The following is a 248-nucleotide window of genomic DNA, read 5'->3' as shown; positions in this document are numbered from 1 at the left end:
TGGCATCAACATTACTAAGCACGAAATTGCGGTAATGCAGGTGCTATCAGAGATATGCCCACCAATGCTAAATGGTAAGCAAAAACAGCGGTTCTATAAGTCGTACACTGTACAGCTGCATGAGCTAATGCCTTCTCTAGAAGATCCAAAAGCGGCTATTCAATATTTATCTACACAGCAAGACTATCGCCAGATACTACAAGGTATTCGTAGCTGGACGATGGGTTTCTCAAAGCAAGAAAACAAAG

The 248-nt window shown here is 41.9% G+C and carries 1 protein-coding gene; it reads left to right on the top strand.

Going from position 1 to position 248, the window contains the following annotated elements; all coding sequences use genetic code 11:
- A partial coding sequence (locus SB725_RS33035; protein ID WP_410923678.1) for an MCR_0457 family protein occupies window positions 1-248 on the top strand: 248 nt, incomplete at both ends.

The organism is Pseudomonas sp. SIMBA_041 (assembly GCF_046535095.1).
Classification (GTDB): Bacteria; Pseudomonadota; Gammaproteobacteria; order Pseudomonadales; family Pseudomonadaceae; genus Aquipseudomonas; species Aquipseudomonas mucoides.
The sequence above is the reverse complement of the archived record's forward strand: the minus strand, read 5'-3'. Positions and strand labels throughout refer to the sequence as shown.